The sequence below is a fragment of the Chryseobacterium gotjawalense genome, assembly GCF_030012525.1.
Classification (GTDB): Bacteria; Bacteroidota; Bacteroidia; order Flavobacteriales; family Weeksellaceae; genus Kaistella; species Kaistella gotjawalense.
In genome coordinates, this window is sequence record NZ_CP124855.1 from 1 (window position 1) to 13,305 (window position 13,305).

At 37.1% G+C, this 13,305-nt stretch carries 11 protein-coding genes; 8 read left to right on the forward strand and 3 right to left on the reverse strand.

Translation table 11 applies throughout. The annotated features are described in order from the left end of the window. From dnaA to QGN23_RS00020, 4 genes are all read left to right on the forward strand, one after another. Nucleotides 1–1,455: a chromosomal replication initiator protein DnaA gene (gene dnaA / locus QGN23_RS00005; RefSeq protein WP_193812051.1), complete on the forward strand. Its 1,455-nt coding sequence runs from the start codon at nt 1–3 to the stop codon at nt 1,453–1,455. Between the two features lie 84 nt (nt 1,456–1,539). Further along, complete coding sequence (locus QGN23_RS00010) at nt 1,540–1,977, forward strand: low molecular weight protein-tyrosine-phosphatase (protein WP_282905018.1); 438 nt, start codon at nt 1,540–1,542, stop codon at nt 1,975–1,977. 373 nt (nt 1,978–2,350) lie between these two features. After that, nucleotides 2,351–3,049, forward strand: coding sequence for an SAM-dependent methyltransferase (locus tag QGN23_RS00015; protein WP_282905019.1), 699 nt, complete (start codon nt 2,351–2,353; stop codon nt 3,047–3,049). Nucleotides 3,050–3,115: 66 nt separating this feature from the next. Then, nucleotides 3,116–3,496: a hypothetical protein gene (locus QGN23_RS00020; protein ID WP_282905020.1), complete on the forward strand. Its 381-nt coding sequence runs from the start codon at nt 3,116–3,118 to the stop codon at nt 3,494–3,496. Nucleotides 3,497–3,539: 43 nt separating this feature from the next. Here the strand turns inward: QGN23_RS00020 and QGN23_RS00025 are convergent, their stop codons facing one another. Next, the gene (locus QGN23_RS00025) at nt 3,540–3,938 is read right to left on the reverse strand and encodes a hypothetical protein (protein ID WP_282905021.1); all 399 of its coding nucleotides are present in this window, start codon (nt 3,936–3,938) and stop codon (nt 3,540–3,542) included. Between the two features lie 101 nt (nt 3,939–4,039). Beyond that, entirely contained in the window at nt 4,040–4,513 is a 474-nt protein-coding gene (locus tag QGN23_RS00030) for an Mpo1 family 2-hydroxy fatty acid dioxygenase (RefSeq protein WP_282905022.1), read from the reverse strand. A gap of 125 nt (nt 4,514–4,638) precedes the next feature. Between QGN23_RS00030 and QGN23_RS00035 the strand changes: the two genes are divergently transcribed. After that, nucleotides 4,639–5,352, forward strand: coding sequence for a class I SAM-dependent methyltransferase (locus tag QGN23_RS00035; RefSeq protein ID WP_282905023.1), 714 nt, complete (start codon nt 4,639–4,641; stop codon nt 5,350–5,352). 41 nt (nt 5,353–5,393) lie between these two features. Here QGN23_RS00035 and metG read toward each other — a convergent pair whose 3' ends face one another. After that, nucleotides 5,394–7,427, reverse strand: a complete 2,034-nt coding sequence (gene metG, locus QGN23_RS00040) for a methionine--tRNA ligase (RefSeq protein WP_282905024.1) — start codon at nt 7,425–7,427, stop codon at nt 5,394–5,396. 365 nt (nt 7,428–7,792) lie between these two features. Here metG and QGN23_RS00045 point away from each other — a divergent pair, with 365 nt between their 5' ends. From QGN23_RS00045 to QGN23_RS00055, 3 genes are read left to right on the forward strand one after another with little or no spacing between them, the layout of a single operon-like run. After that, nucleotides 7,793–10,537, forward strand: a complete 2,745-nt coding sequence (locus tag QGN23_RS00045) for a SusC/RagA family TonB-linked outer membrane protein (protein ID WP_282905025.1) — start codon at nt 7,793–7,795, stop codon at nt 10,535–10,537. 12 nt (nt 10,538–10,549) lie between these two features. After that, nucleotides 10,550–12,112 carry a RagB/SusD family nutrient uptake outer membrane protein gene (locus QGN23_RS00050; protein WP_282905026.1) on the forward strand — a complete coding sequence of 521 codons (1,563 nt, stop codon included), beginning with the start codon at nt 10,550–10,552 and terminating at the stop codon, nt 12,110–12,112. 17 nt (nt 12,113–12,129) lie between these two features. After that, nucleotides 12,130–13,263: a SusE domain-containing protein gene (locus QGN23_RS00055; protein WP_282905027.1), complete on the forward strand. Its 1,134-nt coding sequence runs from the start codon at nt 12,130–12,132 to the stop codon at nt 13,261–13,263. Nucleotides 13,264–13,305 lie beyond the last annotated feature (42 nt).

Sequence of the window (13,305 nt, forward strand, 5' to 3'; positions counted from 1 at the left end):
ATGGATGAAAATTTAACTATAATTTGGGAAAAATGTCTTACGTTTATGAGGGACAACCTCAACGCAGCGGAAGACAATACCGACCTAAAAAAACTCGAGAATTCTTTTGATTTACTGTTTGATAATGTACAGCCTGTATCATTAATCAGCAATAATTTGACCTTGTTGGTTCCGAGTGATTTTTACAAAGAATATATAGAAGATAATTATCTTTCACTGCTGTCTGCAGCCCTGAAAAAAAACATTGGTAAAGGAGTGAAACTTTGGTATTCGGTGATGGAAAATAAACCGACCGGACAGGAGAAACCGATTACCATGAACATGAAAGGTAAAAGTGTTCCTACGCCAAAAATGCAGGAAACTTTGCCGCCGTCTTTCTCCGCGAACGTCATTAATCCATTTGTCGTGCCGGGGATGAAGAAAATTAATATTGACTCTAACCTGAAAGCTGATTTTTCATTTGACAATTATGTAGAAGGAGAGAGTAATAAATTTGCCTCCACGGTAGCGAAATCAATTGCGAAAAGACCTGGTGCAACCGCTTTCAATCCTTTGTTTTTGTACGGAGGTTACGGTGTTGGGAAAACGCATTTAGGACATGCTGTCGGTTTGGAAGTTAAGAATGCCTATCCGGAAAAAGTGGTTCTTTATTTATCATCAGAGAAATTTATCCAGCAATTTGTTTCTGCAGCGAAAGCGCACAAGCAGACAGAATTTGCTAATTTCTACCAAATGGTGGATGTGTTGATTATTGATGATATTCAATTTCTTTCGGGAAAAAAATCAACTCAGGACAGTTTCTTCCATATTTTCGATTATCTGCACCAAAACGGAAAACAGATTATCTTAACATCAGATAAAGCGCCGGTTGATATCCTGGATATTCAGGACCGTATTGTTTCCCGATTTAAGTGGGGACTTTCGGCAGAAATTAAATCACCTGACTTTGATACCAGACGTAAAATTATCGTTGATAAATTAAGCCGTGACGGAATTGTTCTTACCGAAGATATGCTTGATTATCTGGCGTCAGAAGTAAAAACCAACGTTCGCGAACTGATCGGAGTTATTAATTCAGTTATCGCGTATTCCACAATTTACAAGTCCGATCTGTCACTGGAATTACTCAAAGAAACCATCAGCAAAATTGCCGCTAATCAGAAAAAAGTCATTAATATTCCTTACATTCAGGAAGTGGTTTGTGAGTATTTCGGAATTGAAAGAGAGCAGTTATTATCGAAAACCCGAAAAAGAGAAATTGCGTTGCCAAGGCAGTTAGCCATGTATTTTGCAAAAGAGTTTACCAATGCTACCTTTAATAAAATCGGTGAGGAAATGGGCGGAAAAGACCATTCAACCGTAATGTACGCTTGCGATACCATCAAAGATGTTTCGAAAATCGATAAAGAAATTAAGAAATACGTAAAAGAATTAACTGAGAAAATCAAACAGTAAATTTTATTACAACCGTTATCTAAAAGGAGTTTTTTTAAAAATTCCTTTTTTTATTTGTATTTTGCATCTTTAATAAAAAGCTACATGAAAATTTTAATGGTCTGCCTGGGCAATATTTGCAGAAGTCCTTTGGCAGAAGGAATCCTGCAGTCGAAACTCCCTGAAGACTTTATTGTAGATTCTGCGGGAACGATTGACATGCATGAAGGTAAAAGTCCAGATCAGCGATCCATCCAAACCGCTCACAACTATAATGTTGATATTTCTCAACAGAAATCAAGACCCTTTTCAGCTGATGATTTTCAGGAATACGACCGTATTTTTGTAATGGACAAAAACAATTTAAAAGACGTTTTGAAGTTGGCAACAACAGAAGTTCAACGAAATAAGGTTTCTTTAATTCTAGAGAATAATGAAGAAGTTCCTGACCCTTATTGGAGTGAAATGGCAGAGTTCGATCGGGTTTATCGACTTTTAGATAAGGCTTGTGAGAGAATTGCTTCGGAGTTGAAAGGAAATTGAATAATTGAACGATTATCTTTAAATCACTTAAAGATCTGGTAAAGGAAAAATAAGAAGAAAAGGGATAGAAAAAACATCTATAATTACTAAGTTTCCGTTTTGTCAATGGTTCGAAATCAAAGCCTGCCGAATACTACAACTTCGTATCAACAGCGGCTTCGGGAACTTTTCTGCAGCACTTTGACCGTTTTTAGAGTTACTCTTTTTGGATAACACTTCTCTTTTTTTTGGTAAATAATGTAGTCAAATGGAAAGAGAATCGAAAACAAATCAATATATTTGACGGCACTGGTAAAAATCCTGAAATAATCGCAGCCAATCGCTGTAGGATTCATCATGTCAGTCGAAAAATGTCCAACAAAATTTTATTTTTATGCTATTCCTCATTCCTGCTTATTTATCAGAAAACTCACCAATCGATTATTTTGCGCCGGCCGTAAAAGAATATATTTTAAAGACCGATTATTTCTTTGTAGAAAATGAAAAAACCGCAAGAAAAGTCATTAAGTTTTTCGCGCCCGAAAAAAAGCAGGCCGATTTAAAGTTGTTTCTGCTGGATAAAAATACCGAAAGAAAAGATTTACAGGAAGCCCAAATGCTGATGAAAAAAGGGCAGGATTTCGGTTTGCTTTCAGAAGCCGGTTTGCCCTGTATTGCAGATCCCGGAAATGTAATGGTGATGTGGTGTCATGAAAATGCCGTAAAAGTAGTTCCAATTAATGGGCCTTCTTCCATCATTATGGCTTTGATTTCCAGTGGGTTTAATGGTCAGGAATTTACTTTTCACGGTTATTTGCCGATCGAGAAATCAGAGAAAAAAGCGAAGATCAAATGGCTGGAGAATCAGGTGTTGACCACGGGCTACTCTCAGATTTTCATGGAAACGCCTTACCGTAACAATCCGCTTTTTGATGATTTATGCAAAGTTTTGGCGCCGAGTTCTAAGCTGTGTATCGCTGCAAATATTAATGATCCAAAAGAGGAGTTTATTAAGACTTTAACCATTAAAGAATGGCAGAAGAATAAACCGGAACTTCATAAAATTCCTGCGGTTTTTGTACTGGGTAAATAAACTTTAACAGCCATTAACAGAATATTTGCATCATTTTTGATCTTATGGACCCAAATAAATTATATTATGATGTCAGAAAGAAAGTTAGCGGGAATTTGGATGGATTCCGAAAGTGCAACGGTAGTTAAAAATCACGATATCGAAAGTGCGTATAAATTCTTTGTTTGTAATCCGGTGAAAAAAGAAGTTCAACACGGTAATTCAAGCGAGAAAAATGCAAACAATGTAGAGCAAACCAATACGGCGAAGTTTTTTAAAGATTTAGAGCATCTCATCACCAATACAGAAGAGCTTTATTTAACCGGAACGGGAACAATTCAGGAACAGTTCAAAAATCATCTGGCGGAAACAGCGCAATTTAAGAATTTGAAAGTGACTCTTGATACTGATCAGAAAATGAGTGACCAGCAGTTTTTAGAAAAAGTTAAAAAGCACTTTGGTGAATAATTAATTTCCCCAAGCAAAAAGGTCAGAATTTTCTGACCTTTTTTTATTTGGAATAATGGTATTTGAAACCATCATTTGCATCCTGGGCTAAATACAAATCATTTGCATTTATGCTTTCGATAATTAAGTTCGGCTGATTACTGAAGTGCAAAAAAAGTTTTTCCAAATGATCAGTGTTTGTGACTTCTCTGGCCAAATAATAAGTTCCTTCGCTTACCACTTCTGTATTTTCTTTTATGGTATAAAATGATTCTGAAGTTAAGGTTAAGGTTCTTGTAATTCCTGTATTTGAAGGTGTTTGGTGAACGTTTGCCAATCCGCCATCGGTTGAAACCCAGTTCCAGACGCCTACATATTGTTCGTTATCCGTTTCGTCTTCTCTTGTTCCACAGGAAAAAAGAAGGAATAAAAACGCGGTAAGAAGTATGATTTTTTTGATCATTATGTCTTTTTTTAGAAATTAATATTCCTCAAATTTAAGGTTTTTACCTATGTTTAAATGATTTTCAGTCCATTGAGATTCGAAATATGAGACAAGTCATTTTAATATTTAATTTTTAGTTTTTTTAAAATAAAATGAAGTAACCAAATAGGTCCAATTAAAAGAAACTGTAAATCTTTTAAGAAACTGGGTTTTTTGCCTTCGATTTTATGCCCGTAAAACTGCCCGATCCAGGAAAGAATGAATATTGAAACAAAGACTATCCAGGACTGATGTTCAAATTTCACATTGATAAAGTAAACAAGATGCTCCAGTAATGCCATGATGAGAATCATCAGTAAAGCAATCCGCCACGATAATCTGACATAAAAAAGTGTCACTAAGAGCAAAGCGATAATACTCACAATACTGATGCATCCGAAATAAAGGAAACAAAAATGCGGCGCCGGAATCAGTGAAATAAACCCAAGAATCGAATAGAAAATTAAAGGGACACAAATCCAGTGGATCAATTTATTCTTGTGATTCTGGTGGCTTTCGGCATACTCGGAAAAGAGACGGTCAATTTTTCTCATAGGTTTTAGAATTTTTATTTTACTAAATTAATGATTCTTTTAATAAAGATTTTATTTTTTAATAATACATTTTAGCAATTGACTGCTGCTCAATATTTTCTTATTTTTGACAAAAAATTATTTCAATGAAAGATTTAATGGGACAGGCGATTTGGGATTTTTATCACGATAACAGTCCTGAGAATTTATTAACGGAAACTTCCATTTCGGAAATGGACGATTTGCCGGTAGATTATCTGTTCCGGGATTTTGATGAAATGAATTTGGTGGAACAAAAAGCACTGGAATTATCGAAAGGTAAAGTTCTCGATATCGGCGCAGGCGCGGGTTCTCACAGTTTATACCTCCAGAATGAAAAGAGTCTGGATGTTTTGGCGTTAGATTTTTCTCCCAAATCAATTGAGGTTTGCCAACTGCGCGGCGTTAAAAAAACGGTATGTTCAGATATGCTTCAGTTTTCCGGTGAAACTTTCGATACCATTTTACTATTGATGAATGGCACTGGAATTTTTCAGTCACTTGATAAAATCGATATTTATTTAGAGAAATTGCATTCATTATTAAATGAAAACGGACAGATATTAATTGACAGTACCGATATTCTCTACATGTACGACCGCGCTGATGATGGCGGAGTGCTGGTGCCAACCGAGCATTATTACGGCGAAGTCGATTATTTTGTTCATTATAAACTCGATACTGAAAAACCAATCAAATGGCTTTATCTGGATTTTGAAACTTTGAAAAGAGCCGTCGAAAATATCGGATTTAAGATTGAAAAAATACTTCAGGAAGAAGATTCCTTTTTGGCGAGATTAACAAAAAAAGACCTGAATTAATTTCAGGTCTTCAATATTTAAAAATGGAATCAGTACATTAATTATCCGATTTCTACACCGTTTTCCACCGTTTCAGTTGGAGTTACAAATACCAATTTCCCTTCAGAGTTATTCGTTAAAAGCAACATTCCCTGAGATTCGATTCCGCGGATTTTACGTGGGGCGAGATTTAATAAAATCATCACCTGTTTTCCTACACATTCTTCCGGAGTGAAACTTTCGGCAACACCGGAAACAACCGTTCTTACATCAACTCCCGTATCTACAGAGAATTTCAACAATTTATCTGCTTTTTCCACTTTTTCAGCGGTCAAAATGGTAGCGGTTCTTAAATCTATTTTGGTAAAATCATCAAATTGAATTTCTTCTTTCATAGGATTAGCTTTGGGGTTGGTTTTTTTGTTGGATTGTTTTGTGTTTTCTAATTTCTGAATCTGGAATTCAATCGTTTCATCTTCAATTTTCGAGAATAATAATTCCGCTGGATTAATTTGGTGCCCGGTTTTGATGAGTACTTTTTCATTTTTAATTTCGCTCCAGTTTAATTGAGAAACATTGAACATTTTCTGTAATTTCTCTGCACTGAAAGGAAGGAATGGTTCACAGATCTGTGCTAATCCAACTGCAATTTGCGCGGCCACAAATAAGGAAGCTGCTGCTTTTTCAGGATTATCTTTAATGGTTTTCCAGGGTTCTTCAATCTGAAGATATTGATTTCCGAAACGGGCGAGATTCATCATCGCTGTCAAAGCATTTCTGAATTCATAATGTTCCAGGAAATTTTCAACTTCGGTCGCGGCTTTGGAGACTTCGTTCAGTTCTTCTGCATTTTCGTTTCCAGCAGGAATAATTCCGTCGTAATATTTATGAATCAGAACGGCAACTCTGTTGATGAAGTTTCCGAAAATTCCCACCAATTCTGAATTGTTTTTGGTTTGAAAATCTTTCCAGGTAAAGTTATTGTCTTTGGTTTCCGGAGCTGAAGAAAGAAGCGAATAACGCAAAACATCCTGCTGTCCCGGGAATTCCTGAACATATTCATGCGCCCAAACCGCCCAGTTTCGAGAAGTTGAGATTTTGTCGTTTTCTAAATTTAAAAATTCAAAAGCAGGAACATTGGTCGGCATTATGTAATCGCCATGCGCTTTCATCATCGCCGGGAAAATAATACAGTGGAAAACGATATTGTCTTTTCCGATAAAATGAACCAAATCAGTATTTTCGTTCTGCCAGTAATCTTTCCAGTCTTTTCCATTTTTTTCTGCCCATTCCTGGGTGAAGGAAATATAACCGATAGGCGCATCAAACCAAACGTAAAGTACTTTTCCTTCCGCATTTGGAAGAGGAACCGGAACGCCCCAGTTCAAATCTCTGGTCATGGCTCTCGGTTTCAAACCATCGGTTAACCATGATTTTACCTGTCCGTAAACGTTGGGTTTCCAGTCGTCTTTATGACCTTCGATAATCCATTCATTAAGGAAATCTTCATAATCATTTAAAGGAAGGTACCAGTTTTTGGTTTCCTTTAAAACAGGAATATTTCCGCTCAGCATTGATTTTGGATTAATCAGTTCAGACGGGGAAAGGGTAGAGCCACATTCTTCACACTGGTCACCATAAGCGTTTTCGTTGCCGCAATTCGGGCAGGTTCCTACGATATAGCGGTCGGCAAGAAACTCATTGGCCTGTTCATCAAAGTATTGTTCGGAAACTTCTTCGATAAATTTTCCTTTATTATACAGGGTTTTGAAGAAATCCTGACTCACATCACGGTGTCTTTCAGAAGTGGTTCGGGAATATTCATCAAAAGAAATCCCCAAATCCTCGAACGATTTTTTGATGATTCCGTGGTATTTGTCAACGATATCCTGTGGCGTTACGCCTTCTTTTTTTGCACGGATTGTAATAGGAATTCCGTGTTCATCGGAACCACCAATAAACGCGACGTCTTTTCCCAGTCTTCTCTGAAATCTCGCATAAACATCTGCTGGAATATAAACTCCAGCTAAATGACCGATATGAACCGGTCCGTTTGCGTACGGCAAGGCAGCCGTAATCATCTTTCTATCTGACATATGTTTAGTCTAATTTTCTGCAAAGATAAGCGATATCGAATGGAATTGAAAATTTGGCGATTGATTCCTGAAAAATGTAGCTTAATTTTTCGTCTAATGTAATTTTAGTGAGATTGCCTTCTTTTTTAGTTAAACAACTGTTTAAATTAATGATAATTTATCAGAAATCATTCACAAAGCTTGGTTTTGTTATAATATTGAAATATAGGGTCTTATGCGTTTTATAGTAATTTAAACGATGATAATTGTCACGAATAATTAACATTTCATTGAAAAAAATTATGATAACTAAAAAATTGGTTAAATTGCATTGCCTTTTAAGTGGGCATAGATGTTATGAATATTAATCCTTAAATTTTATTTTTGTGAGAAACTATACTAAAGTATTAAAAATTGCTCCAGCTTTTTTATTGGCCGGGACAATGTTACATGCACAAACTAATGATTCCATAAAAACTGCCGAGATCGAGCAGGTGGTTTTGATTGGTTATGGAAAGCAGAAGAAAGAAGATCTTACCGGATCGATTGCTTCGATTACGTCGAAAGACTTTAATCCTGGATCTACATCTGCAGATCAATTGATTATTGGCAAGGCGCCTGGTGTTACGGTTACCGGAAACGGTGGTAATCCAGGTTCAGGAGCTACCATTCGTATTAGAGGTGGAGCATCTTTGACAGCAAGTAATGATCCTTTAATAGTGATCGACGGAATCCCAATGGATTTTGGTGGTCTAAGTGGAGCTTCAAATGCGCTAGCATTGATTAATCCAAATGACATCGAATCTTTCGACGTTTTAAAAGATGCTTCTGCTGCAGCCATTTATGGTAACAGAGCTTCGAATGGGGTGATTTTGATTACCACCAAAAAAGGTTCTTCCGGAAGAGTGAGAGTGAACTTCTCTACTTCAGGATCGGTATCTACCAAAATGGGGAATCAGAGCGTTTTAACTGCAGACGAATTTAGAGATTTCGTAAAAGCAAATGCTTCACAGCATTATGTAGACAAACTCGGAACGGCAAATACCAATTGGCAGGATTTAATTTATCAAACCGCTTGGGGAACCGATAATAACGTTGCCATTACAGGTGGGATTAAACAGTTACCTTACCGTTTGTCTTTAGGATATACCGAACAAAACGGTATTGTAAGAACCAATGAGTTTAAAAGAACATCAGTAGGCTTAAATTTAACTCCGAAATTCTTTGATAACCACTTGAGCGTTACGGCTAACGTGAAAGGATCGATGACAGAGAACCGTTTCCCTGCAGGAGTGATTGGTGCCGCACAGTTTTTTGATCCTACACAAGAAGTATTTGATTATTCAGCTCAAGGTAATAAAGTAAATAACTATTGGGAATGGTTTCTAAATCCTGATAATATTAATGTGAATGCAACCAGAAATCCTATTGCTTCTTTATACGGAAGAAGAGACGTTTCTACTGTATTCCGTGGAATTGGGAATTTGCAGTTGGATTATAAATTTCATTTCCTTCCAGACCTGCATTTTAATGTAGTTGGTGGATATGATTATCAGAAAGGAACTGGTGCGATCACTCAATATCCTGGATATGCAGGAATGTTGGCTTCCGGTGACGTGAGTACAAGAAGAGATTATACGCAGGAGAAAACCAATAAATTATTAGAAACTTATTTAAACTACGTAAAAACAATTACCGCAATTGATACGAAAGTAGATTTAATGGCTGGTTATTCTTATCAGCAGTTTCATGACAAAGTACCATCTGCAACAACTTATTACGGAAATCCAACAAGGGTTGCGACGCCAAGCAATGCTTACGAAGGAAAATTAACTTTATTAGGTTTCTATGGCCGTGGTATTTTTTCCATTGCCAATAAATATATCTTAACCGGATCTGTAAGAAGAGATGCTACGTCTCGATTCTACAACGGAACTGATTTGAAAAATAACTGGGGAACATTCTATGCAGCTTCAGGAGCCTGGAAAATCAAAAATGAAAACTTCCTGAAAAGCTCTACTGTATTTTCAGATTTGAAACTACGTGCCGGTTGGGGAGAAACAGGACAACAGGAAGTAGGAGGTTACTATAATTCCTTTGCTTCTTACAATGTGTCCGATCCTACTGCACAGTACGGTTTCGGAGATCAGTTTTATTTAATGTACCGTCCGACTCAGTATAATCCTAACTTAACCTGGGAAACGACAGCAACGGTTAATGCGGGATTGGATTTTGGATTTTTGAACAACAGAATTACCGGTTCAATCGATTGGTTTAAGAAAAACACCAGAGATTTACAGGCAAGAGTTCAGGTTCCGGCAGGAGAATTCAGCAATACCAATATCAAAAATGTTGGGACGATGAAAACTGATGGGATTGAGTTCCTGATTAATGTGAATCCTGTAAAAACAGAAGATTTTACCTGGGACTTCAGCTTTAATGTTGCTCATTATAACCCTAAAGTTACCCATTTTGATGATGTAGCCGATGGTTACGTTATTCAACAGGGAGGTATTTCCGGTGGAGTTGGGAATACGGTACAAGCTCACAGTGTAGGATATACGCCATTCAGTTTCTATGTGTATCAGCAAGCCTATGATTCTAATGGAAAACCATTGGAAGGAGTTTACGTTGACAGAAACGGCGATGGTAAAATCAGTGCAGATGGTGATAAATATTTCTATAAATCAACTACACCAGATGCAACTTTTGGTTTCTCTACGAAATTCAAATTTAAAAACTGGGATCTGTCCACTTCTTTGAGAGCCGTTGTAGGAAATTATGTTTATAATAACTTCGATTCCCAATCAAACGTTCAAAGTATTGCAACCAATGAATACTTACAGAATATCTCCAGCACAACTGCAAACTACGGATTTGGAACGCCACAGTACTGGAGTGATGCTTTCGTAGAAGATGCTTCATTCTTAAGAATGGATAATTTAACGTTAGGCTATAACTTCGGAGATGTTTTCAATAAAGGAGGCAATCTTAGAGTTTACGGAATGGCGCAGAATGTATTTGTAGTCACTGATTATTCGGGCGTAGATCCAGAGATTTTTGGAAATATTGATAACGGATTTTATCAGAGACCAAAAGTGTATTCATTAGGATTAAACTTTCAATTTTAATAATTAAGAACAATGAAAAATTTCAGAATAAAAAATATTTCTATCGCAGTAGCCCTTTTTGGTGCTTCGCTCACGATGACCTCTTGTATTAATGATTTAAGACAGGAACCCATCACCGAAGTTACCGCTGCAAGTCTTTATAAAGATTTTGGAAATTACAAAAACCTGTTGGCTAAATTATACGGAGGTTTAGCAGTAGGAGGACAAACTGGTGGAGACGGCAACGGAGATATCGCTGATATCGATGGTGGATTTTCCAACTATATGAGACTGTTGTATATCATGCAGGAGATCACTACGGATGAAGCAGTAATTGGATGGAATGACGGTACCCTGCCTGAATTTCATAAAATGACCTGGACTCCGGCCAATGAATTCAACAATGCAATGTATTACAGACTGTATACAGAAGTTGCTTTCTGTAATGAATTTATTAAAAACACCACTGATGAAATGTTGAGTCAGAACGGTATTTCAGGAGCCAGTGCTGATGAAGCAAAAGCAATGCGTGCTGAAGCAAAATTCATTAGAGCACAAGCATATTATCATTTGTTAGACCTTTACGGGAATGTTCCTTTTGTTGATGAAACTACTTTTGGTACTTTGCCAAAACAAATTTCCAGAGCTGAACTTTTCAAATATGTTGAATCAGAATTAATTTCTGCCGCAACCGATTTGAAAGCACCGAAAGCGAACGAATATGGCAGAGTAGATAAAGCAGCTGCGTGGACTCTTCTTTCCAGATTATATTTGAATGCGAAAGTATATACCGGAGCTGAAAGAAATGCAGATGTTATCGCAAATACTGAAAAAGTAATTGGAGCAGGCTATACCTTAAATCCAAAATATGAGAATTTATTCTTGGCTGATAATAATCTTAATAATCCAGAAAACATCTTTTCGATTGTATATGATGGATTAAAGACCCAGACCAATGGTGGAACAACATTTATGGTTCATGCTGCAGTTGGTGGAACTATGGATCCTGCGGCTTTTGGTATCAATGGAGGTTGGGGTGGTATCAGAACCACTAAAGCTTTCGTACAGAAATTTGAACCTACCGATCTAAGAGGACGTTTTTATACAAGCGGTCAGTCTTTAGAAATCAATGATCTCGGAAACTTCAATGATGGATACGCTTTTATCAAATATAAAAACGTAAAAAGCAACGGAGCTGTCGGAGCACACGACAACTGGGTAGAAGCAGATATGCCTGTTTACCGTTTGGCAGATGTTTATTTAATGTATGCCGAAGCAGTTCTTAGAGGTGGCGGCGGCAGCATGACTACAGCGGTTGGATACGTAAATGCGCTAAGAAACAGAGCAAAGGCATCGCCAGTTGCATTTATCGATCTTAACTTTATTTTAGACGAAAGATCAAGAGAATTGTCTTGGGAAAATACCAGAAGAACCGATTTAATCCGTTTTGGTAAATTCACCTCGGCAACTTATTTATGGCCTTGGAAAGGAAATGCAAAAGATGGTATTGCTGTTGGCGAGTACCGTAATTTGTTCCCAATCCCGAACAATGATTTGGTTGTAAACAAGAATCTTGTACAAAATCCTGGTTATTAATTAATAATAAAGAAACAATGAAAAATAATATATTTAAACATATTTTTTTGGCTCTTACCCTCATCTTAGGTTTGGCATCGTGTGAAGATCGCGATATCGTAACCATAGATAATGTATCATCGCCAATCGTGATGGATCTCTCTGCAAACAGTTTGATTTTAGACAAAAACTTTCCAGGGAATCCTGCGCTTACTGTAACATGGAAATCTGCAGCGTACACTGTGCCTACAGAAATTTCATATAAAATTGAAATAGCCGGGGATAAAGATTTCGGAAAACCTCATACCTTAGCGACAGTTGCCGGGTCACAAAGAGCAGCAGCTTTTACCATGTTGCAGATGAATGATGCAGCTGCGGCAATCGGTTTGGTACCTAATGTATCAGCTAAAATGTTTATGAGAGTAATTTCGTACTTAGGATCAGGGCACTCTTTAGAAGCAACCTCTAATGTTACCTCATTGATGGTTACCCCTTACGTTTTAACCTATCCTAACTTTTACTTGGTAGGAGGTGCGACGTTTGTTGGCTGGACTCCGGAAAAAGCTCAGATTTTATACAAAAAAGACAATCTTTCTTACATCTATACCAATTTACAAAGTGGTGAAAATTTCAGATTCTTAGGGCAGTTGGCTTGGGATGGAAAAAACTACGCTTTGAATACCGCTGGTACAAAAGCGGACAACCAATATTTCAAACAATGGAGTGACGTTTTCGCAAAACCAGATGGTGATGAGGAAAATATTAAATTCACCGGAGCTAGTGGAGTGTATAAAATCACAATCAACGCTACGCAGGGAGTTCAAACTATTGAAGCAAAACCATCTCCGATTGCAGCTTTCGATTTCCCGGAAATTTATTTAGTAGGAAACATAGCAGGTAACGGATGGAATGAAGCAAATGCTGTCCCGATGACTACGATTGGTGACGGTGTTTATGAATTCACATCAACACTTGCAGCTGATACTGAATTCAAAATTTTAGGACAAAAATCCTGGGGCAACCTGGATTGGGGTAATATCTCCGGAGATGGAAATACTGGGTTCGTTGGTCCGAAAGGAGATAACGGAAACATTAAGTTTGTAGGTGATGGTAGTTCATACAAAATCACAGTGAATCTTAAAGGTGGAATTTATAAAATTATCAAACTATAATTTTTTAATCCTAAACTTTTTTTAATTATTAATTAAAACAAA

Coding starts and splice junctions, on each gene's coding strand:
- dnaA (WP_193812051.1), top strand. CDS start 1: ATGGATGAAAATTTAACTATAATTTGGGAAAAATGTCTTACGTTTATG.
- QGN23_RS00010 (WP_282905018.1), top strand. CDS start 1,540: ATGAAAATTTTAATGGTCTGCCTGGGCAATATTTGCAGAAGTCCTTTG.
- QGN23_RS00015 (WP_282905019.1), top strand. CDS start 2,351: ATGCTATTCCTCATTCCTGCTTATTTATCAGAAAACTCACCAATCGAT.
- QGN23_RS00020 (WP_282905020.1), top strand. CDS start 3,116: ATGATGTCAGAAAGAAAGTTAGCGGGAATTTGGATGGATTCCGAAAGT.
- QGN23_RS00025 (WP_282905021.1), bottom strand. CDS start 3,938: ATGATCAAAAAAATCATACTTCTTACCGCGTTTTTATTCCTTCTTTTT.
- QGN23_RS00030 (WP_282905022.1), bottom strand. CDS start 4,513: ATGAGAAAAATTGACCGTCTCTTTTCCGAGTATGCCGAAAGCCACCAG.
- QGN23_RS00035 (WP_282905023.1), top strand. CDS start 4,639: ATGAAAGATTTAATGGGACAGGCGATTTGGGATTTTTATCACGATAAC.
- metG (WP_282905024.1), bottom strand. CDS start 7,427: ATGTCAGATAGAAAGATGATTACGGCTGCCTTGCCGTACGCAAACGGA.
- QGN23_RS00050 (WP_282905026.1), top strand. CDS start 10,550: ATGAAAAATTTCAGAATAAAAAATATTTCTATCGCAGTAGCCCTTTTT.
- QGN23_RS00055 (WP_282905027.1), top strand. CDS start 12,130: ATGAAAAATAATATATTTAAACATATTTTTTTGGCTCTTACCCTCATC.